The following is a 1,763-nucleotide window of genomic DNA, read 5'->3' as shown; positions in this document are numbered from 1 at the left end:
GCCGGGACGCCCGTCCCGGCCAGCAGGCGCACGGCCGGGGCGTTGTAGGAGTGGATGAGGGCCTCGGCCGCCTCCACGCGTCCCCGGTACTGGCCGTCGTAGTTCTTGGGCTCGTAGCCGCCCACGGCCACGGGCAGGTCCAGGAGCAGGGTCTGGGGCGCGGCCAGCCCCTCCTGGAAGGCCAGGGCGTAGAGGAAGGGCTTGAGCGCCGAGCCGGGCGAGCGCCGGGCCGTGGCCGCGTTGAGCGCCCCGTGGCGCGCCTGGTCCAGGTAGTCGGCCGAACCGGCCAGGGCCAGCACGCCGCGCGTGGCCACGTCGACGACCACCACGGCCGCGTTCTCCACGCCCTGGGAGCGCAGCTCCGCCAGGCGCGTGCGCAGGGCCTGGCGCGCCAGCTCCTGGGCGCGCGAATCGAGGGTGGTGTCGATGCGCGCGGCGCGGCCCATGCGCGCCAGGGCCATCTGGGCCAGATGCGGCCCCACCAGGGGCGGTCTGGCCACGCGCGCGGGCACAGGAGCCGTGGAGGCCAGGGCGGCCTGCTCCGGCCGGGCCGCGCCCTGGCGGACCATGGCCTTGAGCACGCTCTCGCGCACGCGCCGGGCCGCCTCGGGGTGCTTCACCGGGTTGAAGGCGTTGGGTGAGCGGGGGATGCCCGCCAGGAGCGCCGCCTCGCCCAGGGAGACCAGCCCGGGGGCCTTGCCGAAGAGGAACCGGCTCCCCGCGCCCGCGCCCACCAGGTTGCCACCGAAGGGGACCATGTTCACGTAGAAGCCCAGGATCTCCCGTTTGGACCAGCGCAGCTCCAGTTGGAGCGCCCGGAAGCACTCCACGAGCTTGGCCCAGACCGTGCGGCGCTTGGGCTCGGCCAGCCGGGCCACCTGCATGGTGATGGTGGAGCCTCCGCGCACCACGCGCCCGGCCGCCGCGTTGGCGGCCAGGGCCTTGGCCAGGGAGAAGGGATTCACGCCGGGATGGCGGAAGAAATGGCGGTCCTCGCTGGCCAGCACGGCGGCCAGGTAGTCCGGCGAAAGCTCCTCCAGGGCCACGGGGAAGCGCCAGGCGTGGTCCGGGGCCAGGAAGAGGCGGATGGGCTCCCCGAAGCGGTCGCGCACCTCCACGGAGGGGGGCGGCGCAAGGCGCTCCACGGGAAAAGGAAAGGCCTGATCCAGGATCAGGAAGGCCAGGACGGCCAGAAGCGCGGCAAGCGCCCCGAGCCGCCCGAGGCGGGCCATTCGGGCGGTGCGGGCCGTGCGGGCGAGACGCGTCCGGCGGGACGGCCCTGCCCCGCCGGACGCTCGCTTGCTCGATGCTTCGTCGGATGCCTCCGCGCTCAACGGCCGCCCTCCACGGTCAGCGCGCCAAGATCCGTCTGGGCGGCGATCTCGGGGAAGTACATGGCCTCCGCGCGCACGGGCGGCAGGGTGTAGCTTCCGGGGATCACGGCCCGGCAGAGGGTGTAGATGTCCGCCCATTCGCCGCCCTCCAGGTCCAGGAAGACGTTCACACGGTCGGCGCGGTAGTCCGAGTAGCCCACGGGGGCGATCTTCTCCATCCAGGGCAGGCGGTCGGCCGTGTCGATGCGCGGATTCTGCACGTCGAGCCCCGGCGGCAGGAGCTGCGACACGGCCACGTGGCGCACCGGCCCCGAGGTGGAGCGCACCGAGACCTTCACGGCCACCAGGGTCCCCGAAGGCAGGCGCGCCATGTCCAGGGGCTTGCCGTCGCGGTCCAGGAACTCGCGCTTGAGCTCCAGGCCCTCCGCC

At 74.0% G+C, this 1,763-nt stretch carries 2 protein-coding genes; both read right to left on the bottom strand.

The genetic code is table 11. The features are described from left to right. Positions 1-1,232 (bottom strand): transglycosylase domain-containing protein (locus ACV4UX_RS19225; RefSeq protein WP_491594886.1); only part of this gene is annotated, 1,232 nt, incomplete at its 3' end. A 98-nt stretch (positions 1,233-1,330) separates the two neighbouring features. Continuing rightward, positions 1,331-1,763 (bottom strand): alpha-2-macroglobulin family protein (locus ACV4UX_RS19220; protein ID WP_491594885.1); only part of this gene is annotated, 433 nt, incomplete at its 5' end.

The sequence above is a fragment of the Fundidesulfovibrio sp. genome (genome assembly GCF_058402725.1).
The sequence above is the reverse complement of the archived record's forward strand: the minus strand, read 5'-3'. Positions and strand labels throughout refer to the sequence as shown.